Consider the following 24446-nt stretch of genomic DNA (forward strand, 5'->3'; position numbering starts at 1 on the left):
ATGTTCTTACAGTGAATACTGCACATATAGATCAGGATGCTTTCTCATAAAATTTACCATATCACGCACCATTACATCATAGTCGGGAATTGGTTCATCAAGTTCCTGTCGCGTATCAACCAACGTCTTATTGGTGACTTTACCATCCACTGCTTCAATCGGTATATCTTTCTTGGTGTATTTCTTAAACAACATCAAAAGATCATATTTGTTAATCGCTTTACCATTGGTAACTTGATACAGGCCATGAATATCATTATTGATTACATTTACCACTACTTTGGCTAACTCCAATGTAGTCACACCAGACCAAAAGGCCTTGGTATAGCCTTGAATACCCAGAGTCTGTTTTAAAAAGAAGTCAAATAAACCCGTCCCATTTGATTTGATTTCAGGACCGATAATGGATGTGCGAATCGTTAAATCCTTCTCGTTAATCACTTCGCCCAAGGCTTTTGTTCGCGCATAGGTATCGTCACCATCGCGAAATGCATTTTCAACATATTTCCCCTCAACCCCTGAAAACACGCAATCGGTACTAATATGAATCAGTTTATAATGAAGCTTACTCCCTAACTCAGAAAGGAGATGTGGCAAATAACTATTGATAAGAATTGCTGATGAAACTTGCTCTTTTGATTGCGCAACAAGAACACCGATACAGTTAATCACATACTGAGGTTTTACATCCGCTAAATATTCACCCAGTCGATTGAAGTCGGTAACATCTAAATCCTGGTCGACAAATTCTCCAGGTTCACGAGCAACCCCAAAGACTTCAAATGATTCCTCTTCCCTTAAGGTCATTGTCATCACATGACCTGCCATGCCCCTTGAGCCAAGAACAACAATTTTCTTTTTCATATTAGTCCTTCTTCCAAACAACACGGTTAACATAGTCTGTATAAGAGAGGATAATCCGCAGTACCTTCTTTGATACATTATCCACATCGTAGTCAGCTACTACTTTCATCACACGCTGCCTGACATTATGTTGCGTTGTGACAACATCAATTGCTTCTATGATGCGCTCTTTATTCAATCCAGACATAATGAGGGTACCCTCATCCATACCTTCAGGACGCTCATGTGCCTGCCTGATTGTGATTGCCGGCAAATTTAACAACGAGCCCTCTTCTGCGATCGTACCACTATCAGAAATCACGCAAAATGCTTCCATTTGCAATTTATTATACTCATGAAAACCATAAGGCTTGGAAAAACGAATCAGCTCATTACTGGATTCATAATCCATAGCTTCGAGTTTCTTCCTGGTTCGTGGATGGGTTGAAATGATGATAGGCATGCCATAGACCTCGGACATCATATCAATCGACTCCAACAGGTCAGAAAAGTTCTTCTCAGAATCCACGTTTTCTTCTCGGTGAACACTCATCAGTATATATTTTTTCGCTTCCAGACCTTCCTTCTGCAAAATGTCTGAAGCCTGGATTTCATCCATATTCGCATTCAACACTTCCAGCATGGATGAGCCTGTCTTAATGATTGTTTCTGGGCGAATACCTTCAGAGATCAGATAATCCCTCGCTTGTTCTGAAAGCGGCATATTGATATCACTCAAATGGTCGACAATTTTCCGATTGATCTCTTCGGGAACTCGCTGATCAAAACAACGATTTCCTGCTTCCATATGAAAAATAGGTACTTTTCTTTTCTTCGCAGGAATGACCGACAAACAGCTATTTGTATCACCATAAAGGAGAATAGCATCCGGTTGCTCATCAGCAATCACTTTGTCTGCTTTGGCAATAATATCACCGATTGTCTCCGAGGCCGTACCTTTCATAGCCTCTAGGAAAAAATCAGGTCGACGCACACCCAGTTGCTCAAAGAATATTTCATTCAACTCATAATCGTAATTTTGCCCTGTATGGACAACAACATGATTCGTATGCCTATCAAGCACTTTCATCACTTCACTAAGCTTAATGATCTCAGGGCGCGTGCCCACGATAGTCATGACTTTAATCATTTTTTTCTCCACGTTCAGGCAAACTCTTTAATGTCTTTCTCGATCTCACGCAGCTCTAATAGCATCTGACGTAATTCGTCCTCTGACAGCTGAACCGTGTTATGGGAGTGATATTCATCAGCTTGCGTCACCACATTCTCACCCTCTTCAAAATATTTTGAATAATTCAAATCACGAGTATCTGCGGGGATGCGGTAATAATCACCCATATCAACAGCATGAACCATCTCTTCTCTGGTCAATAATGCCTCATAAAGCTTCTCACCATGTCGGGTGCCGATGACCTTCACCTTATGCTCCGGTCTATTTAACAACTTCTTCACTGTATCCGCTAAAAGACCAATAGTTGCGGCAGGAGCCTTCTGCACAAAAATATCGCCATTGTGTCCATGTTCAAAAGCAAAAAGCACAAGCTCCACAGCCTGATCAAGGCTCATCATAAAACGCGTCATGGCAGGATCTGTAATCGTAATCTCTTTACCAGTGCGGATTTGCTCAATAAACAGAGGGATCACCGAACCACGGGAGGCCATAACATTGCCATAACGGGTGCAGGCAATCATTGTATCTTCATCATTAAGGTTACGGGACTTGGCTACCACCACCTTTTCCATCATCGCCTTTGAAACACCCATCGCATTGATCGGATAAACAGCCTTATCCGTGCTCAATACAATGACCTTTTTCACTTTGGCATTAATCGCACAATTAAGCACATTCTCAGTGCCGATGATATTCGTCTTCACCGCTTGCATAGGATAAAACTCACACGATGGAACCTGCTTCAAGGCTGCCGCATGAAATACATAATCCACACCGCGCATGGCATCAGTAATCGAGTTCACATCACGTACATCGCCAATATAAAATTTAAGTTTCGGATGATTATATAACTTGCGCATATCATCTTGCTTCTTTTCATCGCGCGAAAAAATTCGAATTTCATCAACATTGGTGCTTAGAAAACGACGCAGCACTGCATTACCAAACGAGCCTGTTCCACCAGTTATTAATAAGGTTTTATCTTTAAACATACATTCTCCATTATTCTATGATACCGCAAGGAGTCATAGAGGCTGCTCTCTCAAATAATTACGAAACAATGCCAAGTTCCTACGAGCAGCAATATCCCAAATATAAGTTGTAAAAGCTAATTGCCACCCTTTAGCGCCCATTTTTTTCGCGCAGAACTGAATCAAACATAAGTTCAGAAATAACTACGACAAGAACCTTCAATCTGCTTCACTCCTCCTGAAAACCTGACGCAAAAACTCGCCAGCACTAAGCAGATCAACGCTCAATGATGCCGGTTGAAATGAAAATCGGCTAACAGCATCCGCAATTGAGTGAGAAGAGAGAGCGTCAAAATGATCAGTCGCCCAGATCACATCCGTAACATAACTCGAATTACTGGCCAGAATGGGCAGTCCAACTGTTGCAGCCTCTACCAAAGGTAAACCAAACGATTCAAAAAGTGACGGATAAATTACAGCTGCAGATTGCCTATACAAACGCTGAACCTCATCATGGGAACACTCTCCAATTATTGCAACATTCAAACCATATTCTTCAGCTTCAGCAGATATCCACGTACATAAATCGGGGGATCGTTTTGCATCCAGTGTAAGGCACAAACTCGGGAAAATTCTTTTCTCGGCAAGTATGGTCCATGCCTCAATCAGCCTTTTATGATTTTTATGCGGCTCTCCAGAAGCCACGTAGAGAAAGTCATACCGCCTTCTATGGTCCGCTTTAGGTAGCTCGACTTCAGCCGTAGCAGCTGTAAATGGAAAAACTTCAGCATCTACATACAGTGACTTTCTAATCAGCTGCTTCATCGTTGGCGTCTGAACAATAAAGCGGCTCACATAACGGGACCTTGATCGCAACCACCATCGCTCAATCATCAATCGAATACGTACCGGTAAGCCAAAAGATCCTAAAGACACTTCATCAATCAGATAACGGTTCTGCACAAACACCTGCTGGTATCCCTTATGCGCAAATAGTGGCGGCAAATTCCCCATGCATAACAGCAGCGTATCGGCCAAAATAAGATTGGACAGCCTCCACTCAAATACCAGTCTTGAAAACAGCGTTGCTTTTACGCGATACACCTCTCCCGCCAATTTAACCCCATCGGGCAAACGCATGCGATCATCAAGCACAAAGACAACATCATCAGCACCCTGCAATGCCTCCAGCACAGGAAGCAGTAAAACCTTTCCTCCGCCCTGATGTATATTGGGGGCATACAGAAGTCGTCTGGAATTCACCGCGGCTTGGCCAGTACCATCAAGGTTTCACCACCTAATAGACGAACACCGAAATCCTTGTTTAAAGCATAGGCTATACGTCTCGGGATTTGAGCCAGCTTGGTTTTCCACCCGGGTTGAGGTGTATTAAATGCTGCACCTGTATACCGGCTTTTGATAACCTCAAACCCACATTCACTGAGTAACTCAAGCGCCAAGCCCTTGGTGAAATAGTGGATATGACCCACTTTTCTCCTGACATGCAGTAGAGGTGACTCGCGAAGGACTGAAACTGATGAGAGATCAAGCGGGAAATGAAAGATAAACAATGGAGCCCGGCGCCTAATCTCTAACAAGAATGCGTGTGGATCAGATACATGTTCAAGAACATCAAGCAACAGGATTATATCATGTGAACCATCTGACTGAAGAAAGTCTCCAACATGAAAGTCAATCTTTAAACTATCATGTTCTTCCCAAAAAGGCTGAGCTCCTGGAGAAATATCATAACCGGACAGCGACACGCCAGGAAGCATATGATGTATGGCCGCAAGGACGCCACCGCCTCCGCAACCCACCTCACAAATTGAGCCCGGCTTGCTTGATACTTCCTCAATGAGGGAACAAACATGGGCAGCCTTCCATTGACTATCCTCGGAATCCCAGCTTGGATTTTGGGACGCATATGTCCCATCAATATATTGCTCTTCTGGATGCTTCATCAACAAACCTCAGTGCGCCAAGATGCAAACGAACGGTTCAACAAACGTTCAAGGCTGGCAATATCTTGGTCATACTCTTTTCTCAACAGGTCATATGTTTCTGCATTCATTTCCATTACACTACTAACAGGGCGAGTGTTCATTTGACGCAGTTTCATACCAACTCGCCTTCTGAACTTGATCGGCAGCACTCTCTTTATTGCAGGCATTCCGAAAGGCCTCCCCATAAGAAACCTCATTAACAGTTTGCTTTTAGCTTCTCCCGCCTCATTTTTCATTGTGGTGTCGGCAATAGAAATATGTGATTCGACATCCAGAAACATGAATACATCCTCAAGAGTCTGGGTCACATTCTCCGCCAGTTGATCCTGAGTGATAATTAAAAAATGTTCTTTAGGAAATTGATTAAACCACTTCTCCAGCTGCCTGTAATAGAGGCCATCGGAGAAGTAACTATACCATGACATAGGCTGTTGACTCAGGCGTTCACTTTCGGCTTCAAGTGCTTGCTCGAAACTAAGAGGCTCCAATCCAAGACGTACCATATGAAGATAATGGGACCAAGCACGCTTTACCGGATCTCTGAGTAACACGATAAATTTTAATGATTCAGCAGGAAAAAAATGCTTTAACCTAGGTATGACGATCTCAGGTCGATGCAGGTAAAACGGCGTAGCTTCCCCTATGGCAGAATAACTCTCTGCCCCGGAAAAATAGCTATTCAAATAGAACTCTTTCCCTTTATTATAAAGTTCATTATCAGTAAAAAACTGAAGCTCTTTCTCCATCGGAAGAAATATTTGGGGATGCTGAGTAAGGTAGTGATGCAATGACGTGGTCCCAGACTTGGCAGCTCCGATTATCATGAAGTTTGGCATACCAGAACTACTCATGAGCTTGTGCAGTCTTAGCCTTTATAGCTTCAATATCCTGCTCATTAAGTGATGAGAAATCAATTTCAAACAGTCCCTTCCTTGCTCTCATCTCGTCAAGGCTCCAGTCCCACCACTTCAAGTCCTTGAGTAATTCAACAGCACTTTTTGGAAATCTAGATTTTATATGTTTTGCAGGATTTCCTGCTGACACCTGATATGCATTGACATTACGCGTAACAATAGCGCCCGCACCAATGATGGCCCCATCACCAACTTCCACTCCGGGCAGAATTATCACTCCATCTCCAATCCAGACATCATTGCCAATTTTAACGTCCCGTTTTTTATCAGTTGCATGATGGCCTAAAATACTTTGTTGCAATGCATTTTGTACTGAAAGGTATTGCAAGTCATGATTACTCGTGATGACACGAAGGCCATCTCCAATGGCGCAGTATTTGCCAATAACAGCTTTACCATGCCCTTTGATTACTACTGGCCCGTTAACACGTGTCCCAAAGCCGATCTCAGCATCCGCAGTCAGCCGGCTACCTTGAGCAAGGTATACCCCCTGATATTTCAACGACATGAATCTAAGCAATAGATTCAGCAATCTTTTGTGGCTCAGATGTCTAATCTGAAACATCGGATGACCTTTTTCCCGGAATATACATAGGATCAAACCCTAGCCATTTTCTTACCAGCCACCAACAACCAACGCCTTTAACCATCAAGGCCGATGAAACAGCGATAGCTGCCCCCTCCATCCCCATAAGAGGCATTAACAACAGGCTCAGAAGGACAAGTACCACTAATGAAACCAGCGTAGCTTTTTGTAGTTCCAACGCTCGCCCGGACATCCATAGCAAGTATCCAATGGGCCCCATAGCCAGATTAAAGGCTTGGCCTGCTAACAGTATATAGACAACTGTCGTGGCTTTTGAGAATCCCTCGCCAAAAAAACCGAGCAGCAGGTCAGGCACAAATAAGAGCACAATGAAAATTGGAACCCCTGACCAGACAACCAGTCGACTTGTATCCCTGTATACCTTCTTCAGCAACAAAACATCACCTTTCGCGTCTGCTTCAGAAAGCCTGGGGCCTGCCATTGCAATAATCGCCATTAATGGGAACCCTACGAAACCGACCAGTTTTGCTGCTGCCGCATAAATCCCCAATTCCGAAAAATCCACAAAAAAGGAGAGCAGGAATACATCGAGCGTAACAAAGGCAATCGTTGCCAGAGATGTCCCCATCATGGGAAGAGCTTCCTTGAAGCGCTCCTTTATATCTGGCAATTCATCAATCAGTTCTGATCCATCGTTCAAGCTTTTATTGATGGCAAAAAAACTGACCAATGAAGTAAGAATAATTCCAAACAAAAGGGCAGAGGTAGAGAGATGCTCTGTTATCAGCTTCTGAAAGGTCAGTAAAAAAACCAGCGTAAACAGGAAGACCAGAACATTCTCGTACAACGAAGAGCGAACAACCCAGTGCTTACCTCTCAGGTAATAAGCATTTAACATCAATAAAGCATGAAAAGGCAGGGCGATCGCCAGCCACGGAAAAAGATCAGTGGCCTTTGCATTGATCGACAACCTTGAACTCACCACATCCACCAGAAGGATGAGCAGTGAAATGCCTGCGGAGCAGTATAAAACAGCCTTAAAAGATTGCTTATATAAAACTGAGACCTCAGCTTTCGGTTTATGAACCAACAATCTGGAAACCAGCCGCAGAAGGTTGTTATCCAAACCCATTCTGGCAAGGACAGAAAGTGGCAACAAGATGCTTAAAAAAAGAGAAAACATACCGAAGGCATCTGCCCCCATTTCTCTGGAGATATAGATCGAGAGTGAAAACAAAACAATTGTGCCTGATAGCTTCAATACAAAGGCTAATGTGGCATCACCAAGCAAACTACGTCTCATGTCAAATTATGGGCTGAAAACTACAAGAACAACACCCGACGCACATCGGCTCTGCATCATACTTGATGAATTATGCATGTTGTCCGCGTGCTCTAAGTTTCAAGAGAGCACGCCTAAGATTAGGGAATCGATATTGAAGAACAATACTCAGCGAATGACGGACCCAATACGATGGTTGCCTGGACACACAAGCCTTCAAAGCAATAATAACAAAATGCATTAAGAGACCAGGAATACCTACACCCATCATTTTCATCTGCTCTTTTTTAAGCCTGATATGGTCTTCAAGCAGTACAACAGCCCAATCAAGCTCTTCTTTAGTGATAAATTCATGTTCACAGGCAACCTGAACATCGTCAATCCAGTTCTCATAATGAATTTGTAATTGCCATAGATGCTCAATAGATAGAGTCATCATCTGCTTCTTATCACAGGTTTTTATCCGAGACCAGAATGACAGGTTTTGCCCATGATCCCTGTATAAAACAAGGGGTTGCTTCAAGTAATTTATCTTACCGAGAAGCGCACAACGAAAAGGAATCGCAGCATCCTCTCCAATAACATTCAGCGGCACTCCACCAAACACATCAAAGACTTTTCTATCCCAAGCGTACGCACATCCCCAGGACCCATGCGATCCAAGTCGAACCATATCCTTCCAGTTCGTCAAACCCGCGTAATTCTCATGTGCAATTGAATTATAATGCTGCCCGTTTGAATCAATAATGGTGGCATTTGAATAAACACCTTGGACTCCCGACTTCCAGGCCTCCACCAATTTCCGAGTGCGCTCTGGAAGTGAGATATCGTCGCCAGCAGCGATGATAATAAATTCCTCCCCTACCTCAGACATCACCGCATTTACATGCGCATTGACACCCATATTTGGGTCGCGAGCTTTGATAATAACCTGATGTGGACCATCATATTTTGAAACTTCATCCCGGATAATTTCCAAGCTGTTATCGGTGGAACAATCGTCAGAAAATACAATCGTAAGGAGGCCATAGTCCTGACACAACGCGGCATGAATTGCATCGCGAATGTAATCCTGCTGATTATACGAGAGTACAACAAATGCAACCCGAGGCTCGGCAATTGTATCTATGCAGTGACTTTCCATTTATGAAACCTATTCCACCCCAATAAAATATCTACAAACTGACCAGAAATACATTCAACCATGCTACAATAGAATGCATGCGAAACATTTTCACCTGAGGCTTATGCTACGTGAATAAACAGATCAAAAGCACTCCCGACATGATGAGTGCAACTGTATAAACAAGGCTGAACCCATAACAAAGGAAGCTGCAATCCTGGATTGATGCTCTTCAAGAAAATGGTCACCGATTCGTTGGGGACCATCCCCATAGGGCCAGATGTAATCATCAATAATCACCCAGCCATCTTGTGATACAAATTTGCTCCATGCCAGCACATCCGCTTTTACAGCTTCATATGCATGGTTCCCATCTATATGAAGGATAGAAATCCGCCCTGCATATTCGGTTTCACCAAAAGCCTCAGTATAGACAGACAGACCTTTGCCATAGCATTCAGAGGCTTCCACAGAAGTCATCCGCTGATAATTAATATGATTACAATTAAATGCCTGTAATCCAATTTGAAACACGATCAATGCTTCTTCAGCATCTACCTGCAAGGAACCGCTATCCACGATCTCCTCATTCTGAATGAGGTGTTCATTCGACCAAGGGTCAACGCACAGCACATTACCCAGCTCAAAACTGCGCGATAAACTGGACAGAATGAACGCCGATTTACCCCACCAGCTGCCAATTTCCACAATATCACCTTGTACTGAACAACGTGCAATTTCGATTAACGCACGGAACTTGTCATCGTCACACATTCCCGGAATCATATCTGAATAGCGAACTAGAGAGGCCGTCTCAATTTCTGAAATCATATCAGACGGTAGAACTGACGAAGCCAAGGGCAATGGAGAGTTCAGAATCGTACTGGCCTTCGAAAGGGCGGAACGATATCCACTCAAGACTTCATCAACAGGGGATGTGTTTGCCAATGCGACGTCAGGCAGCAATGTTCCAAGAATTCCGCTCAAATGATTCCAAACCACAAGGTTGGCAGTGTAGATTTCACTGACACCAAAATTTTTCACGACCTCTTTAAGTGCTTCGTTAAACCCGGGGTCTGTTACATACGGCAAATGTGTCCATAAAGGGTATTGATCCCGCGCAGCGTCATACCCCAGTGATGAGGCACCAACCACATTACGTTTTTCCCTCAGACACTTCTGCAAATAATCCTGAGCTCGGGGCATGCCACCAGGGAAGATCAATACTGTTGAATTCATAACGACTTTACTCCGAATTGATTAACGACCACGTTCACACATCAAAAAGATGGATGAGCATAGGTCCGGATACTGCTGCCCCAACTTGTAGCACCCTTCCAGATACTCTTCGGAAATAATATCCGTCTGCAGCAGCCGATCCCACTGGAAATTCGCCAATGCTTTAAAGAAAATCCCGGAGCGATGCACTACCCTCAAACCCGCAGCTGCTGCATCTCGCTCGAGCGTATCCAGTGTGTAGGTGCAACGGTGACCATGCTCGGCTTCTGCCGGGGTGACCGCCGCATTATGTGAAATAAGTCCCATCTTTACAGCGATCTGCCGAGATGGCGCATTGGCGTTGGGGCAAACCAAAAAGACACGGCCACCTTCGGCCAACCACTCATCATTGATCCGCTTCAGCACCAAGACAGGGTCATCCAGATGCTCCAGAACATGGGTCAGCACGATATTATCATAGCGTTTGGGCAAAACAGCTTCCTCAAACAGGGAGTTAATAAACGTCACCTTGTGACCCAATTTCTCTCTAGCTTCCTCTAAAGCGATACCCGATGCTTCAACACAAGTCACATCATCAAAATAGGGCAAAAAACGTTTGGTGAAATAGCCTTTAAAGCTCCCCAGTTCCAACAGACTTCCCTGATTGAAAAAAGGTTCAAATGAGCGAATCATAAAAGGGTGCATGACATCAAAATCAAAACCGTAAGTATACTTCTCACTCTCTGAGTTATCCGAGTCATCTAGCTCTTCGTTGTAGTCCCTCTTCGAATTCATAGCGCACTTATCCCCAGTAGTTGGTTTTTTCAACGAGCTCTAAGTAGTCTTGTTTGGTAATGCCTACCAACACCTGATCCCAGTATTGGCCTTTCCTAAAGAAATAGCTTCTTCTACGCCCCTCTTCTTTCCAGCCCAATCGCTTTCCACAATAGGTTGAGATTGACAGCTTATTATATTCGATCATAGAGCCATCCAATCTTTGTAAATTGAGCTCGTCGAATGCGTAACGCATTGTGGCCATGATGGCATCAATACCATACCCCTTACCCCGGTGATTTGATTCTCCCAGAACCAGCCCATGCCATGCGTGGCCATTGCGCCAGTCAATATTCATAATACTGGAAATACCGATAATCCCTGATTCCGGAACATCAACAACAAACCGTTGATTCAAACGATCGCTTTTCAAATTCTGAAACCACGCATCATGAAAATCCATCGAACTTGGAAAGTGAATTTCGCCTATTCCATCTTGTGTTACTGGATCATTAGCCCATTTATGAAGCAGCTCTAGATCACGCTCTTCTATAGCTCTTAACGTTAGAATTTTCCCTTGTATATTCACTTAAACCTCCCCCAACGAACAGGTCTTTTCACTGCTCCAGTTTCGCCAAGCCGAAACCAAAACGACCAAATTCATTGCCGTTGTACAACATATAAACATTGCCATCCATTTCAAACACGTGCGGATAACACAACATATCCGAGTCCCAGCTTCCTTCAGTTACATCAATCCCAACATCTCCATCATCCCTAGTCCAATGAATCAAGTCATCTGAATATGCATAACCTATTCTGTATCCTCTGTTCTTATTCTTTCTGAAATCAGTTGCATAGCGGTAGCAAAAAAACATGTGGTACTTGTCATTTAAACAAATCACAGTTGGTAAAGCTTGGCACTCATCATCATTTAGTCTGTCTGCGACAATCTGTCTGCCTTCTTTGCGCCATGATATGCCATCTTGAGACGTGGCATGAGCAATTTTGTATACCCGGTCAGGCGCTTCCTCTGGGTCAACGCTGGCCCACTTAGTACCATGAATATACCACATGTGATATATGTTTCTGTAAATGGCTACAAACGCATCCCCTACCAGAAAAGGTTCATGTAAAGAGGAACTTAATACAGGTCCTTTCCCCACTTTATTAAACGTCACTCCACCATCAACACTAACTGCCAAACCAATAGAGGCGTCAGTTGAAACTGATACTCTCCTATTCCATCCAGTCGTATAGGCAAGTATCTTATCTTTGTCTCTGAGAACGTTCATAGGAAAAATACCGTGTTCATCAAAGCAGCCTAGGCCACCAAGCTTGATGACCGTCTTACTCGATACCCCAATAACTTTCTGAAAGCTTTTATCCATATCTACAAATGAGATATGACTTAAATATTTCCCTGTTTCATCCTTTTCCCTTGTTGAGAAATAAATCCTGATAAAATCATCAAAGACTAAAACTTGAGGTGATTGGGCGAATTCAACACAGCTATTCGACAACTGATGCGCAGTCGGATCAAATATCTGACCCAGCTTCTTCCATTTCATATGGACTGCCTCATAGCCGTCAAGACAAGTCTCCTTCTAGTTGGGCCAAACCAAAGCCATATCGGCCGACCTCATTCCCAAGGTATAGCATGTATATTTCACCATCAAGTTCAAACACATGCGGATAAGCAATGGATTGGTCATCCCACCCCTCTTCAGAGATATCAATCCCTACCTTTGTATCATCCCGAAGCCAGTTCACCATATCATCAGAAGCCGCATAACCGATGCGGTAGCCTCTGTCATTCCTCCTGAAATTCAGGCTATACTTATAACAAAAAAACATATGGTATTTATTATTACGGAAGAATACATCGGGACTCGCCTGGCATTCATTTTCCTCTATTCTGCTTTCAATAATGTTTCTTCCATCTCTTACCCAGTTGAGGCCATCCTCTGAAGTCGCCATTCGAATTTTATAAACTGCATCCGGCTTACCATTATTCTCCAGCCATTCTGTTCCGGCAACATACCACAGGTACCAACGATCATTGAACCTTCTGATTTTTGGTCCACTCAAAACAAACGGATCATCAATGTTGCATGATAACACAGGTCCCTTGCCTAGCTTGTTGAAACTCTCACCGTTGTTGTGACTTACGGCAGCACCAATTGCCACTGTAAACGGAATCGACTCACACCTTGTCCAGCCACCATAATACGCAAGCACATCACTCCCGCTTCTTATAACCGAGACAGGGTAGGTACCAAACTCATCAAAAGCACCCAACTCTCCCAACTCTAAAATAGGAGTTTGCGCCACATTCACAATTTCAAATAAATTATACCTGTTCAAATCAACATAAGCTGAATAGCTGGTATATTGCCCCTGCTCATCAGGCAAAGGCCTGCAAGAGAAGTAAACCCTCACATAATCATCAAAGATTAATGTTGCAGGTGCTTGAGCAAATTCCTTCAGCCAGCTGCGACCTTCTACTTCTTGAGGTTTAAAAACCAGCCCCAGCTTTTTCCATTTAAACATGATTATTCACCACTGTTATAATGTTATATATTTCAATAATATTTCTTGGTTGCCACAGCAAAAAGACTCGCACAATATTGAGGGATATCTTCGCCCAGCGCATAAAAAGCACGCAATGCATCATCTGGAAGTGCAGCCATCTGAGTTTCGGAAAGCGGCTTAAGATACATCCCTTTCATGGACAAGACCTTCAAACCCGCCTGGTCACAATGATCTCTCATCATATCCACTGTATATAAGCGCCTATGGCCCACTGCATAGTCTTTAGGTGCCATTTTCTCGTAATTTTCCAACAGTCCCATTTTGTACCCGGCACGGCGATTTAAAGACATACAGTTTGGGCCAGAAATGAAAACAAGCCCTTCATGTTTGACCAGATCTGCAAGGTAGCGAAGCGATTCAACTGGTTCTTCAACATGCTCTATTACATTCAGGAAAAATATATAATCATATTTTCTAGTGGCGGAGAATTCCTCTAACAGTGTTTCATGACATACCACATCAGGGACTCTACTTTTCAATAAAGCCACATTCTTTTTCGAAGGCTCGATGACTTCTATATCATCAAACACTTTGCACAATCGTTCTGTACATGAGCCACTACCACAGCCTACCTCTAAAACACTTTTGCCTTCAGTTGGGTATTGTTTGATAAGCTCAATCTCTCGATCCATCATCAGTTCATCCATGTAATCACCTTTTTCATAAAAAGTGCTAATAGATTCCAAGTGATCGATTTCTTCTCTATTCACAAAACCCTCCCGACTTCATCCAAATTCATAACATCACAAACAAACTACTATACAGTTAAGCACGCTTACGATATGAATAAAAACCCAATCCTGATTTTTTACCTAGCTTCCCTGCATGGACATGTTTTTTCAACAACGGGGCGGGTCTATATTTCCCATCACCTCTTTCTTCCTCAAGTGTCTCCAATATACTCAAACAAACATCCAGCCCAATCAAATCAGCCAACTCCAAAGGCCCCATAGGGTGATTGGCCCCTAGTCGCATACAACTATCTATTGTTCTTGCATCTGAGAGCCCCTCAGCCAACATAAAGACTGCCTCATTTATCATTGTAAACAATAAGCGGTTTACAACAAAGCCAGGTGTTTCGGGCAAAACAACAGGTTGTTTATTGGTTTCATCAAGCAGTTGAAGGGCAAAACTTAGAGACTCTTCTGAAGTCATCTCGCCTCTCACCACCTCTACCAGCTTCATTGACAAGGGTGGATTAAAAAAATGCATCCCTAAAAACCTGCATGGCTTCTCAGAAAATGATGCAAGTTCAGTGATACTTAACGTCGAAGTATTTGTAGCAATTACCTTTGCATTTGCTGAAATTGAATCGATCTTCTTTAACACTTCAAGCTTAACTGATTTATCTTCCTTCACTGCTTCGATGATCAAGTCACACTCAGCCATTAAAGATATATCATCTGTATATCGTACACCTTCAATGATGGCATTTATCTGTTCTTTATTAATATAACCAAGCCTTGATTGGATAGTCAGCAGCCTCTTAAACTCACTCGGAAAATTTAGGTTAACCCTGTGGTTCCAAAGCACTACAGGAATACCGCAAGATGCAAAAAGCAATGCAAGTTGCTTTCCCATGCTTCCCGAACCCGCAATTCCTACAAGATGATTCTTCATTTATTCACCTTCATCAATTATCTCGCAGCTTGATATCAAGCGTTCTTTGATTACATCAAGCGAATTGAACATCATCACATCAAGTATTGAGAGCCAAGGAATAAAATCATATCCAAACTGATCATATTTGAACGGCTTTGACCTTATAAACTTTAAATTAACACCCCGAGCATCGAACTCATGTTTTGAATAGAGCTCCATCCCACCAATAGCATTCACATAGGCACTTGCACCAACCGCCTCACACAAGGCAATCACCTTGTTCTGACTCTTCAAACCATGGTCGATAACGATGTCTGATGAGATCCTGATCTCCGTTGTTATTTCCAAATGCTCGCAGATTCTAACAATGGAATTTTGCAGGAAGCAAAATAGGTTCGGATTTTCATATTTCACAATCAACTCGATCAAGGGAAATGTCTCAGAAAAATATGGAGCCCGTTGATATGCAGCTTTAATCTTATTCAACATTTTTTGCCGATTAAAATCCGCTGCCAGCTCCCGCTGGCAAACATCCAGATAATCTGAATCCTTTTTTAATGGCAGTGAAAACATCACATCCTTACCATTCAGGAACATCCGGTTGCGATTCATCCATCCTTTCTTGGTATATTGAATATTGTCATAAACGAGAAACAAATCTACCGATCGAATGAGTTGAAAGTAACCAATATAGGGTAGAAAATAAGGTTGCATAATTCCCACTTTCACCCCCCCCTCTTCGCAACAATTCTCCATAGACACTAGGATTGTGCCGCAATCAAATCGGCAATGGTCTCGACTTGCATGGTTTCGAGATCTGGATAAATTGGCAAACACAATACCTTTTGGGCAGCGCCAGTTGCCACAGGGAGGTTTTCCGGCTGCGCAGATGGCAATCTCCTATACATAGGAAAGTCGGAGATCAGCGGATAAAAATAACGGCGTGAATATATGCCGTTTTCTTTGAGAATATTGTACAAAGCATCACGACTGATAGGGAAATATTCCTCTACCAATATAGGGAAGTAGGCGTAGTTGGCTACCCGCTCCCCTGCATCCTTCAGGCATCTAATACCTTTAATATTCTGTAGATTATTTCGATAATGTGCATCAATTTCCTGTCGCCTGGCAAGTGCTCCCTCCAAATGTTGCAGTTGCATCAAACCGAAGGCTGCATTGAACTCACTCATCTTGCCGTTAATACCAGGTGCAACCACGGTAAGTTCATCCACTATACCGAAATTCTTTAGTTGGTTGATGCGTAGCTTGATTTCGGCATCGGGGCAGATAATTGCTCCACCTTCAAAGGTATTGAACACTTTAGTAGCATGGAAACTCAACACAGAGAGATCTCCATGCCTCAGAATACTGCCTCCCTCATCCTGAACACCAAAGGCATGCGCAGCATCATAAATCACCTTGAGATTGCGTCTGTCGGCAATTTCCTGAATGGCATCGACATCACACGGATGCCCATAACAGTGGACCGGCATGATGGCAGTTGTATCCGATGTGATCGCAGCCTCAATCTTCGCCGCATCTAGGTTAAGTGTATCCGGATCAACATCCGAAAATACTGGCTTAATCCCGTTCCACAGCAATGAATGCGAAGTTGCCACAAAGGAGTATGGCGTCGTAATCACTTCACCCGTAATTTTCAAAGCCTGCAGAGCAGTCACCAAAGCCAGTGTGCCATTGGCGAACAGAGCAATGTGCTCCACCCCAAGATAATCACATAACTCATTTTCAAGCTGATGATGGAAAGGGCCGCAGTTGGTTAGCTGTTTATTTTTCCATATTTTTTCAAGGTACGGCAGGAACTCCTCCAATGGGGGAAGGTGAGGCTGAGTTACAAAAATTTTTGTTTTCTTCAGACTCATCTCAACCTCTCAAGATCTGCCACAGCATGCAGAACACGTTTAGGCTCAATGGTATAATCATCGTGTTTGTTTCCTGCATGGCCTAAACAACTCCCGGTCAACAACTGAGGCCGATAACCCAGCCCCATCATTGGCCCGAACCATCCACCCCAATTGAATTGCTCCTCTTGAGAAAGTACAAGCATTTTAACATCGAAACTAGCAAAAATAAGGCTATTCAAGGATGATCCATTAGGCGCAACAATGAATTCAGCACTTTGGAAGATACGCACCTGCTCTTCAAAACTATAGTCTTCAAGAAAAACAACCTTAAACCCCAATGGCTGGAGCACCCCAATAATTTCAGCTTCATTTTCCAAGCAACGCCAACTGCTATTTTTACGGGAAAGAAAAACTTTTTCACGCTCACCTTGAGGACTATCACCGTAATAATCTAGCACTCTTCTTCTTATAAAACGTAGCGCACTTTCAGTCCAAGACCCCTGATGCTCTGCGGGAACCGCATGACCTGGGAAAAGTTCAACGGGACAAAACGTGATGGTTGGAGCCACCAAAAGCCGTTCCACCTTTAACCGCTCACCTTTTGACAAAACGTGGAGACTATTCTGGGCTATAGCATGCAAAAACTCATAGTGCGATGAGGGCATCCCCTCATCAACAATGATGGGAATATCGGAAAATCGAGGATGTTGAGTGAAATAAAACAATCTGGGAAGAAACTCAGCAAACCAATGTCCGTAATGATTGCTAAATAGCCCAGATAGCATAATCCCTTCAGGAATGGTGTTGCGAACCTCTTCGTACTTTATCAGCAGTGCGTCAGGATGCTGAGCTATGACCTGCTCATCATTTTTAAGACTTACAAACTGCCCATATTGGGGGTCTGCCAGCGTATCTGACAATACGCCATCGCTAGCGTCAAAGATAAGGCTGGAACCTCCAACAATAGTCACCTCAGGCAGCTCGGCAATATAGGGTGTATTTGAACAGGTAACTGTCTCTTTTGGATCCGCTCCACCTGTTGATGGATAAACGATCCTTATGTTTTCAGGGTTTCCAAGCTCATTATAAATACCTTTATGACCCGGCACCCACGCTGAAACAGCACTGATACGCCGTAGCTGAGGTCGACTTGTCTCTGACAGTGAAGAAGAGGAAAGGCTTCTCGACAAGTCATCAAAACGCCCCAATTGCAACAATAGTGTTTGCCAGTATATTTCAGATGAATTATTCCCATCCACCCATTTTTTTAACTTGCTGATAAAGTTAGCTGCCTCAACACTATCCTTACACTCAACAGCAAGCGAGATTGCGCGTTGCAAAGACTGCTTCTGATCGGCATCAAGTCCCCAGGCATGGGTAAAATATCGTAGCGCATTGGTTTTATTGCCAAGCGCTGAGTGGGTACTGGCCAGAAAATAATTGGCATAATAGCTGTCCGGCTGCTGGTTCACCGCCACAGTTAAATGTGTAAGTGCTGTTTCATACTCCTGCATCTGATGATAGGCATAACCCAGAAAAGAGACCACAGCAAAATTGTTCTCAACAGCAGTGCCCTTTGTGTTCGCCAGACATTGCTCAATAGCCTTGTGATACAGCCCTTTGTTGGCAAGCGCCATCCACTCACTATGCAAACTGCCAATATCATCTGCACAGGTTCTATCAACCGAAGGTCTTTTCAGAAAAAAATGCAGCAAGCGGGCAAAAGCTCCCTTCACACAAGCTCCTTTCCAAAAGAATTTATTGTCTGCAAGCCAACTCCGGTCATTTGTCCTCTTATGATTTCATTATAACGACAACGACAATCTATCACCTTCTACCATGCCGCCTGTCACCTAGTCTGATCCATAAAGCATATGGAACAAGCCAGCGGAGGACGGCTTTTATTCCCCCTCTCCAATTCCTCGCTACCACGTTCGAATCTAACATTACTGATATCGAGAACTTATCCGGTGCCACCCTGGACATCGAACCTTGGAGATCTGAATTCAGCATAACTCCTGCCGCCTCACAATATACTTTCCCCTTATCCTGAAAGGTAAGTTTTTTCTCCCTTATCAAGGCATTGCACCGGGTCACTATCGCCAACCGCTCTTCTTCATGGTTAAGGTAATAGTCCACCAGACTGCTTAATTCCATCGCATTTCGGTACATGGGGACAGGCATATTCCTGCCAAACAGGGAAAATAATTCGGAATCAGGGTGGTATTCGGTAATCAACAAAGCTCTTGATGCCATAATATCATACACACGATATGGCATGCCCGGACCGGCCTGATGATGAGGAATATTCAAGGCAATTTTTGAGCTCTGATATAGCCTGATTAATTTGTCGCGATTATTAATTTGTTCCCCGAACTGAAAACAAGAAATCAACGGAAGTGAATACTGACTAGCCTTGATCCAGTTCTCCGTGCCATACAGATGCAGTCCTAAATCTGAAACTGCATCAAGGTAATGGATTCGTTTGTTTAATGCATAAGCATTCGAAACAAGCATGCGGATATCATCCACGCTCATTTTAACATCGGTGCATATATCTCTGATGGGATCTAATGCCTGATCATCCATGTGAAAGTCACCCTTCAGGCTTTGAATGAAATCAAGGAAGGCTTCACGTTTGCTACTGTCCCCTCGCTGTAATTGAGCCAGAATATCAGTCAATTTTTCACAATAAAAATATGTCCCCACGAAACTAACCGGGATCACCTGCTCCACATAATCTACTGCATCAAATGCATCAGGATCGGTTGCAAATGGAAGGTAATGCACTTTTCCCGTTAATATGGGGTAGCGCTGCTCAAATGCGACCACACTTTCCTGCGTAGGGACAAACACCTGATCACGCTCACAAAACAGAGGCTTGCCTTCACCTCCCTGATGATAAAAAGGTATCAGATCAACCATTCGAGTGATGATCGGACAGCTTGTTCCATCCATGATGGCTTGCGTAATCCCTCCACGGTTGGTCGAAAAAATAAAAACAGGATTAAGCCTGTTGATGTATTCCACAAGTTTAGTTTCGCTCACCCCGGATCTTAATGATGTTGCTCCCAGATGGGGAACCAGATCATTCGTGCAGATGACATGCACATTCAGACCAACCGCTTCGAAAGCATGAACAACGGCGGTCATATATGGGTCAAATCCGCCATCGGATTGATAGGTATGCACAAATGCCACGATGTTGCTGGAATGACTGGCGCTAATCATCAGCTATCCAGAAAATGAAGCATGCCCATTTTCTCCACTCGATCCTTCAGTGCGTCATAGTTGGAAATCGTATCACTTAATTCTTGAATCATAATTGAGTATTCCGACTTTTCGGGAAGTTCGAATTCAACACCTATAAAATCAAATAACCCCTCAAGAAATTGTTCACGTTTTAATAGAAAGTCCTCATATGCAACTGAAAAAACAGGAAACCCTTGCTGCTTAAGTTGCTCTTTTTCCCTTTCAACCAGCATGATTTCAGAGTGCACACGCATCTCAAAATCATCCAGATCAACTTCATAATTGGCCACTTCAGGCTGAAAGTTTTTGCGATTATAAACGCCTCTTTTTTGCGCAATAATTCCTGAAAGAACTTTTCGCACTACGTTTTTTCTTTCAAGATAGATAACCTTGTAGCCGTCATCCTTGAGCATCGTGGCCAGGCTCGGCCAGTTATTCAGATGATTGACAAGCAATTTAAAACCAAAAGCTGACAAATCACCTTTCATGCTACGGACTTCATTTTGCTCCAACTCGTTTAGATACTCTCTGATAGCAACAGCAGCTTTGTGAAAAACAAAACCCTTGCGATACAATGATTTGCCAAACAAACTGAGATGTTGATATTGCTTAATCCAGATTTCAAACGGGATGAATCGCAACTCAGAGGCAAGGCTCACAAAATCAATCTCTCCTCTTTCATCAATCCTTTCCAGAAGTGCTTTCACGCCTTCCAACGGAATAAATGGTTCCTGAAGACAAGCCACACGGCTATGTGAATCAATTTCATCTACAATGGCAGTCGAGCCAGTACGTCCACGGGTAAAAATTATGAATCGGCTACTCGCACTCATGCATGTTTCTCCTCTGCACCACAAAATTCTAATCGATTTTTCAAATTCTTTTATGTTACATGAATTTCTTAATCAGTCATAAATTCATCCATGTAGAGTGGTAACTTTTCACTCCAGTAAATCGTACCCAACAACAACCCAACATGCAGAAGACATAATCCGCCCTCCCGATCTACTCAACTGCGGATCCCTATCAAAGTGGGTCAGAAATTCCCATCTCATGTACCTTGGTAACCAAACTCTCATAATTCGCAATCGTCTTTGATAAATCAGGAATCATCACTGAATAATCAGTTTCCGGAGGGAGCATAAATGGTATATCCAGCATTGAACAAATACCTTGAAAAAAAGTTTCCCGATCTTCCACAAAGTCTTCATATGTAATCACATGAACATCAAATCCTTTTTCTTTCAACCAGGTCTTTTCTTTCTGCACACTATCTTTTGCCCAAATCACTCGCTTTTCAAAATCTTCCAGATCTATCACATATGATTCTTCGCTGGCGATATAATTTTTCAGGTTATATATCCCCCGCTGTCTGGCGATTAGCCCCGATAAAATAAGCTTCACAGTATTCTTTCTCTCAAGGTAGATGGCCATGTAACCTCTTGCTTTGAGAGCCCCCGCAAGATCTGGCCTCTCATCAAAGTGATTAGCCAGCACCTTAAACCCAAACCTTTTCCCCTGGCCGCTAAGCAAGGTCCGCTGTTCCGACTGATCGAGATAAAGACTCAGCATCCCCTTCTCTGATATTAGTCTGTTACAGGCCAAATACGTTACACCTATTACGGGCAGCCTGAATCGTCGGTATTGACTTGACCAGGCTCCATATGGCAACACCTGATAGGGCGCAGAAATATGCTTATAAAAACCCTTTCCATGTTCCAGATAAGCCTTGGAAAGCTCAGGGCTTTTTTCAAGACTGATAAACAATTCCTGCAAGGCAACAATATCAGGGTGATTATCAAGCTCGTCAATGATAGCTGTTGAGCCGGTACGACCACGCGTAAAAATGAAAAACTTTTCCTTGCTCACTGATCCAACTGCTCCGCCAACCCCTTTGAACTCAAGCCGTCCTTTAATTCTGCATAGTTCGATACAATTTCATCAGCATGTTTGTTAATCATAACAGTATAATCAGATTGCTCTGGCACAATATGATCTATCCCCAAAAATTTGGAGATTGGTTTAAAAAAGGCATCACGATCTTCCAAAAAATCTTCATAGCCGATCTCCAGCAAGGGGAATCCTTTTCTCCTGAGCATTTCTTTTTCCTGCCTTACGTGATCAAGAGTCCAATCAACCCGCCTGATAAATTCAGCAACATCAATATGATATCTCTCATCAGGAGGAGTAAAGTTTTTTCGGTTATAAACTCCCCGGGCCTCAGCCACCATTCCTGATAGGACCTTCTTTACCACATTTCTCCTCTCAAGATATATCACTGAATAATCAGCTTCTAATAGACAGGCATATAGCTCGGGCCATTTATGGAAATGATTAACCAGAATCTTAAAACCAACAGCCTTTTCATTATTACCATTTGACGCCTTCAAACCCTCGAGATATGTCTTCAGCAGTTTCTTTTGTGAAAACAGCTTTCCATTTTGGTAATAGAACCCAAATCTCCCTATTTTAAATGAATGAAACTGCCTGAAGAAAAACTCCATAGGTAAATACCTGTATGGGTTGTCCACATGGTCCATGAAGCTAGGTCCATGCTTTTCATAGGCTTCCATCACCTTTGGAGCATTCACCTTGTGAATAAAAAGTTCCTGATGACACATGATTTGAGGGTGTTTATCCAACTCATCAACAATTGCAGTTGACCCTGTTCTGCCCTGAGTGAACACAATAAAATTCTTCATACTGCACCTTTAACGATTGCCTGATACTCACTCAATGCAGCATCTGTATCGCCATCAAATTTTACCGTTCCGTGATCCAGCACTATCGTGCGAGAACACACATCACGGATGATGCTTTCCTGATGTGAAACAATTACCAGTATTTCACATCGATCAATCATTTTATTCATCCTTTCCTTTGCTTTGTTAACAAAAGACGCATCGCCCGTCGCAAAGACCTCATCCAGCAACAAAATATCTGGTGCAAGAAATGAAGCGATGCTAAAACCCAATCGACTCCTCATCCCTGATGAAAGATGGATAAGCTGGTGTTCTTTATAATCATCAAGCCCGGAGAAGTCTAAAATATCCCTCTCCATCTCTTTCATTTCACTCTTTGCCAGACCAAGGATCGCACCATTCAAATAAATATTATCCTGCACCGTCATCGACATGGAAAAACCTGCTCCCAATTCCAGCAATGGGATCAAAGATCCTATTATCTCTACTCGGCCTTTTGTCGGCGGATAAATGCCAGCCATACATTTCAACAACGTAGATTTTCCCGCACCATTATGGCCAACGATACCAACTCGTTCACCACTGGAGAATTCAAGATCGACCCCTTTCAGCGCCCTCATTTTTTTCACACCTTGACTCTGAGTCCCCCTGTGAAAAAGCCCTCTAAGTACTTTGCCCAGCCCTGAGGGTTGAGGGAAGGCCACTTCTAACTCATTAATTAGGATAAGAGCATCATTAGACATGGTAGACCAACATTCTCCCCCATTTGACATGAACAAAGGCTCCGGCAAAAAACATCAAAACAGCCAGCGATGTTGGAATTACAAACAAACTCCAGTCGACAACACCCTGATAATAAATTGCTTGATGAAACAACTCCACAAAGTGCATGAAAACGTTGAATTCCATAAAAATCCTATACTGTTCTGGAATGAGCGATATCGGATAGATGATAGGCGTCAAATAAAAAAATGCCTGTGTAATTACATCCAGAACATATTTTATATCCCTTAAGTAGACGACAACGACACTAAATACGGCCGCAAGCCCCATGCAAAAAACCAATGTCACCATTGCAGCCAATATAAAATAACCCCAATGAGGTGAAATAGCAAAATTGAAAAAAAGTGCGACTACATTTAAGGCCACAAATACCAGTAGAAAGTTAACAAATTCAGATGCCGTTACCACCATAGGAAATAAAATAGATGGAAGCGCCACTTTTTGAACCAGTGTTTTGCTGGACAAAATTGAATCTCCGCCCGCCTTCAAAGAACTTACAACAAATCGCCAAACAACCAGACCAGAAAATAGATACACAACATAGTTCTCCATTTTCATCCGCATAAGCAATGGAAAAACAAGAGCTATGGCAATTAATGTCAACAGAGGGCTCAGAAGTGACCAGACTACACCCAAGAATGATCCCGCATATCGCTTTGAAGTCCTGTCCCGCAGCAAGTTCCAGCCAACCAGCCTTGCAGACCATGTCGCCTGAAACAACTTCTTAATCCCACTCAGTGTTGATACATCATCATGGGCAACATATATCACTCTGGGCAT

25 protein-coding genes are annotated in these 24446 nt (G+C 43.1%); all 25 read right to left on the reverse strand.

Annotation, left to right across the window (positions count from 1 at the left end; all coding sequences use genetic code 11):
- Window positions 1-6: 6 nt before the first annotated feature.
- Window positions 7-864: a dTDP-4-dehydrorhamnose reductase family protein gene (locus Ga0123461_RS09175; protein ID WP_100278062.1), complete on the reverse strand. Its 858-nt coding sequence runs from the start codon at window positions 862-864 to the stop codon at window positions 7-9.
- Window position 865: 1 nt separating this feature from the next.
- On the reverse strand, window positions 866-1993 hold the full coding sequence (gene wecB / locus Ga0123461_RS09180) for a non-hydrolyzing UDP-N-acetylglucosamine 2-epimerase (protein ID WP_100278063.1): 1128 nt from the start codon (window positions 1991-1993) through the stop codon (window positions 866-868).
- 14 nt (window positions 1994-2007) lie between these two features.
- The gene (locus tag Ga0123461_RS09185; RefSeq protein WP_100278064.1) at window positions 2008-3027 is read right to left on the reverse strand and encodes a polysaccharide biosynthesis protein; all 1020 of its coding nucleotides are present in this window, start codon (window positions 3025-3027) and stop codon (window positions 2008-2010) included.
- Window positions 3028-3225: 198 nt separating this feature from the next.
- Window positions 3226-4200 carry a glycosyltransferase gene (locus Ga0123461_RS09190; protein ID WP_100278065.1) on the reverse strand — a complete coding sequence of 325 codons (975 nt, stop codon included), beginning with the start codon at window positions 4198-4200 and terminating at the stop codon, window positions 3226-3228.
- A 65-nt stretch (window positions 4201-4265) separates the two neighbouring features.
- Window positions 4266-4970 carry a class I SAM-dependent methyltransferase gene (locus tag Ga0123461_RS09195; RefSeq protein ID WP_100278066.1) on the reverse strand — a complete coding sequence of 235 codons (705 nt, stop codon included), beginning with the start codon at window positions 4968-4970 and terminating at the stop codon, window positions 4266-4268.
- A complete protein-coding gene (locus Ga0123461_RS09200; protein WP_100278067.1) occupies window positions 4970-5863 on the reverse strand; it encodes a sulfotransferase family protein in 894 nt (297 codons plus the stop codon). Before Ga0123461_RS09200 ends, Ga0123461_RS09195 begins: the two co-directional genes overlap by 1 nt.
- Window positions 5856-6434, reverse strand: a complete 579-nt coding sequence (locus Ga0123461_RS12730) for a CatB-related O-acetyltransferase (protein WP_269467106.1) — start codon at window positions 6432-6434, stop codon at window positions 5856-5858. The genes Ga0123461_RS09200 and Ga0123461_RS12730 overlap by 8 nt, the downstream gene beginning before the upstream one ends.
- Window positions 6435-6477: 43 nt before the next feature.
- The gene (locus tag Ga0123461_RS09210) at window positions 6478-7776 is read right to left on the reverse strand and encodes an oligosaccharide flippase family protein (RefSeq protein WP_100278069.1); all 1299 of its coding nucleotides are present in this window, start codon (window positions 7774-7776) and stop codon (window positions 6478-6480) included.
- A gap of 70 nt (window positions 7777-7846) precedes the next feature.
- Window positions 7847-8899, reverse strand: a complete 1053-nt coding sequence (locus Ga0123461_RS09215; protein ID WP_100278070.1) for a glycosyltransferase — start codon at window positions 8897-8899, stop codon at window positions 7847-7849.
- A gap of 123 nt (window positions 8900-9022) precedes the next feature.
- Complete coding sequence (locus Ga0123461_RS09220; RefSeq protein ID WP_100278071.1) at window positions 9023-10117, reverse strand: class I SAM-dependent methyltransferase; 1095 nt, start codon at window positions 10115-10117, stop codon at window positions 9023-9025.
- Window positions 10118-10138: 21 nt separating this feature from the next.
- Window positions 10139-10891 (reverse strand): class I SAM-dependent methyltransferase, encoded by a 753-nt coding sequence (locus tag Ga0123461_RS09225; protein WP_100278072.1) that lies wholly within the window; start codon window positions 10889-10891, stop codon window positions 10139-10141.
- Window positions 10892-10898: 7 nt separating this feature from the next.
- Window positions 10899-11459: a GNAT family N-acetyltransferase gene (locus tag Ga0123461_RS09230; protein WP_100278073.1), complete on the reverse strand. Its 561-nt coding sequence runs from the start codon at window positions 11457-11459 to the stop codon at window positions 10899-10901.
- Between the two features lie 28 nt (window positions 11460-11487).
- The gene (locus tag Ga0123461_RS09235; protein WP_100278074.1) at window positions 11488-12441 is read right to left on the reverse strand and encodes a glycoside hydrolase family protein; all 954 of its coding nucleotides are present in this window, start codon (window positions 12439-12441) and stop codon (window positions 11488-11490) included.
- A 19-nt stretch (window positions 12442-12460) separates the two neighbouring features.
- Entirely contained in the window at window positions 12461-13423 is a 963-nt protein-coding gene (locus Ga0123461_RS09240) for a glycoside hydrolase family protein (protein ID WP_100278075.1), read from the reverse strand.
- Between the two features lie 32 nt (window positions 13424-13455).
- Window positions 13456-14175 (reverse strand): class I SAM-dependent methyltransferase, encoded by a 720-nt coding sequence (locus Ga0123461_RS09245; protein WP_100278076.1) that lies wholly within the window; start codon window positions 14173-14175, stop codon window positions 13456-13458.
- 55 nt (window positions 14176-14230) lie between these two features.
- A complete protein-coding gene (locus tag Ga0123461_RS09250; protein WP_100278077.1) occupies window positions 14231-15085 on the reverse strand; it encodes a 3-hydroxyacyl-CoA dehydrogenase family protein in 855 nt (284 codons plus the stop codon).
- On the reverse strand, window positions 15086-15796 hold the full coding sequence (locus Ga0123461_RS09255; protein WP_100278078.1) for a WbqC family protein: 711 nt from the start codon (window positions 15794-15796) through the stop codon (window positions 15086-15088).
- Between the two features lie 32 nt (window positions 15797-15828).
- Window positions 15829-16947, reverse strand: a complete 1119-nt coding sequence (locus Ga0123461_RS09260) for a DegT/DnrJ/EryC1/StrS family aminotransferase (protein ID WP_198507050.1) — start codon at window positions 16945-16947, stop codon at window positions 15829-15831.
- Complete coding sequence (locus Ga0123461_RS09265; protein ID WP_100278079.1) at window positions 16944-18665, reverse strand: glycosyltransferase 61 family protein; 1722 nt, start codon at window positions 18663-18665, stop codon at window positions 16944-16946. The genes Ga0123461_RS09260 and Ga0123461_RS09265 overlap by 4 nt, the downstream gene beginning before the upstream one ends.
- Window positions 18666-18756: 91 nt before the next feature.
- Entirely contained in the window at window positions 18757-20160 is a 1404-nt protein-coding gene (locus Ga0123461_RS09270) for a glycosyltransferase family protein (protein WP_100278080.1), read from the reverse strand.
- A complete protein-coding gene (locus tag Ga0123461_RS09275) occupies window positions 20160-21014 on the reverse strand; it encodes a hypothetical protein (RefSeq protein ID WP_100278081.1) in 855 nt (284 codons plus the stop codon). Before Ga0123461_RS09275 ends, Ga0123461_RS09270 begins: the two co-directional genes overlap by 1 nt.
- A gap of 193 nt (window positions 21015-21207) precedes the next feature.
- A complete protein-coding gene (locus Ga0123461_RS09280; protein WP_100278082.1) occupies window positions 21208-22050 on the reverse strand; it encodes a hypothetical protein in 843 nt (280 codons plus the stop codon).
- A complete protein-coding gene (locus tag Ga0123461_RS09285; protein ID WP_100278083.1) occupies window positions 22047-22883 on the reverse strand; it encodes a sulfotransferase in 837 nt (278 codons plus the stop codon). Before Ga0123461_RS09285 ends, Ga0123461_RS09280 begins: the two co-directional genes overlap by 4 nt.
- Entirely contained in the window at window positions 22880-23626 is a 747-nt protein-coding gene (locus Ga0123461_RS09290) for an ABC transporter ATP-binding protein (protein ID WP_157819305.1), read from the reverse strand. The genes Ga0123461_RS09285 and Ga0123461_RS09290 overlap by 4 nt, the downstream gene beginning before the upstream one ends.
- Complete coding sequence (locus tag Ga0123461_RS09295) at window positions 23619-24446, reverse strand: ABC transporter permease (protein WP_232710440.1); 828 nt, start codon at window positions 24444-24446, stop codon at window positions 23619-23621. The genes Ga0123461_RS09290 and Ga0123461_RS09295 overlap by 8 nt, the downstream gene beginning before the upstream one ends.

Source organism: Mariprofundus aestuarium, from assembly GCF_002795805.1.
In the GTDB taxonomy this organism is placed as follows: domain Bacteria; phylum Pseudomonadota; class Zetaproteobacteria; order Mariprofundales; family Mariprofundaceae; genus Mariprofundus; species Mariprofundus aestuarium.

Bases quoted from the DNA above. Each gene is read 5' to 3' on its own strand.
- Ga0123461_RS09175 (WP_100278062.1), bottom strand. From the start codon at position 864: ATGAAAAAGAAAATTGTTGTTCTTGGCTCAAGGGGCATGGCAGGTCAT.
- wecB (WP_100278063.1), bottom strand. From the start codon at position 1,993: ATGATTAAAGTCATGACTATCGTGGGCACGCGCCCTGAGATCATTAAG.
- Ga0123461_RS09185 (WP_100278064.1), bottom strand. From the start codon at position 3,027: ATGTTTAAAGATAAAACCTTATTAATAACTGGTGGAACAGGCTCGTTT.
- Ga0123461_RS09195 (WP_100278066.1), bottom strand. From the start codon at position 4,970: ATGAAGCATCCAGAAGAGCAATATATTGATGGGACATATGCGTCCCAA.
- Ga0123461_RS09200 (WP_100278067.1), bottom strand. From the start codon at position 5,863: ATGAGTAGTTCTGGTATGCCAAACTTCATGATAATCGGAGCTGCCAAG.
- Ga0123461_RS12730 (WP_269467106.1), bottom strand. From the start codon at position 6,434: ATGTCGTTGAAATATCAGGGGGTATACCTTGCTCAAGGTAGCCGGCTG.
- Ga0123461_RS09210 (WP_100278069.1), bottom strand. From the start codon at position 7,776: ATGAGACGTAGTTTGCTTGGTGATGCCACATTAGCCTTTGTATTGAAG.
- Ga0123461_RS09215 (WP_100278070.1), bottom strand. From the start codon at position 8,899: ATGGAAAGTCACTGCATAGATACAATTGCCGAGCCTCGGGTTGCATTT.
- Ga0123461_RS09220 (WP_100278071.1), bottom strand. From the start codon at position 10,117: ATGAATTCAACAGTATTGATCTTCCCTGGTGGCATGCCCCGAGCTCAG.
- Ga0123461_RS09225 (WP_100278072.1), bottom strand. From the start codon at position 10,891: ATGAATTCGAAGAGGGACTACAACGAAGAGCTAGATGACTCGGATAAC.
- Ga0123461_RS09235 (WP_100278074.1), bottom strand. From the start codon at position 12,441: ATGAAATGGAAGAAGCTGGGTCAGATATTTGATCCGACTGCGCATCAG.
- Ga0123461_RS09240 (WP_100278075.1), bottom strand. From the start codon at position 13,423: ATGTTTAAATGGAAAAAGCTGGGGCTGGTTTTTAAACCTCAAGAAGTA.
- Ga0123461_RS09250 (WP_100278077.1), bottom strand. From the start codon at position 15,085: ATGAAGAATCATCTTGTAGGAATTGCGGGTTCGGGAAGCATGGGAAAG.
- Ga0123461_RS09260 (WP_198507050.1), bottom strand. From the start codon at position 16,947: ATGAGTCTGAAGAAAACAAAAATTTTTGTAACTCAGCCTCACCTTCCC.
- Ga0123461_RS09270 (WP_100278080.1), bottom strand. From the start codon at position 20,160: ATGATTAGCGCCAGTCATTCCAGCAACATCGTGGCATTTGTGCATACC.
- Ga0123461_RS09275 (WP_100278081.1), bottom strand. From the start codon at position 21,014: ATGAGTGCGAGTAGCCGATTCATAATTTTTACCCGTGGACGTACTGGC.
- Ga0123461_RS09285 (WP_100278083.1), bottom strand. From the start codon at position 22,883: ATGAAGAATTTTATTGTGTTCACTCAGGGCAGAACAGGGTCAACTGCA.
- Ga0123461_RS09290 (WP_157819305.1), bottom strand. From the start codon at position 23,626: ATGTCTAATGATGCTCTTATCCTAATTAATGAGTTAGAAGTGGCCTTC.
- Ga0123461_RS09295 (WP_232710440.1), bottom strand. From the start codon at position 24,446: ATGCCCAGAGTGATATATGTTGCCCATGATGATGTATCAACACTGAGT.